This is a genomic window from Streptosporangium nondiastaticum (assembly GCF_003011965.1).
Lineage (GTDB): Bacteria > Actinomycetota > Actinomycetes > Streptomycetales > Streptomycetaceae > Streptomyces > Streptomyces nondiastaticus.
The window spans coordinates 1-405 of record NZ_PXWG01000390.1; the positions used below are offsets into that span (position 1 = coordinate 1).

General features: G+C 67.7%; 1 protein-coding gene. It reads right to left on the reverse strand.

Annotated features, from left to right (window positions below; genetic code table 11):
- On the reverse strand, positions 1-405 hold a 405-nt coding region (locus B7P34_RS36380; RefSeq protein WP_146167069.1), incomplete at both ends, for an amino acid ABC transporter permease.

The following is a 405-nucleotide window of genomic DNA, read 5'->3' on the forward strand; positions in this document are numbered from 1 at the left end:
GACAGCAGCAGGTAGATCGCCGTCACCACCGCGTAAGCCTCGAAGGTGCGGAACGTGTAGTTCTCGATCTCGCGGCCGGCGGCGGTCAGCTCGGCCACGCCGATGGCCATGGCCAGGCTGGTGTTCTTGACCAGCAGCAGCGTCTGGTTCAAGAGCGGCGGGATGGCGATGCGGAAGGCCTGCGGCAGCACCACGCAGCGCATGGTGCGCAGAAAACCGAGGCCCAGCGCGCGCGCCGCCTCGACCTGGCCCGGCGGGATGCCGCGCACCGCGCTGCGCAGGTCTTCGCAGACATAGGCCGACATCACCAGGCCGATGGCGATGCACGACAGGATGAACTCGCTGCCATGTGTGTTGAGCCAGTCGGTGGCGACCTGTGGCAGCAGGGCCGGCACGCCGAAATAC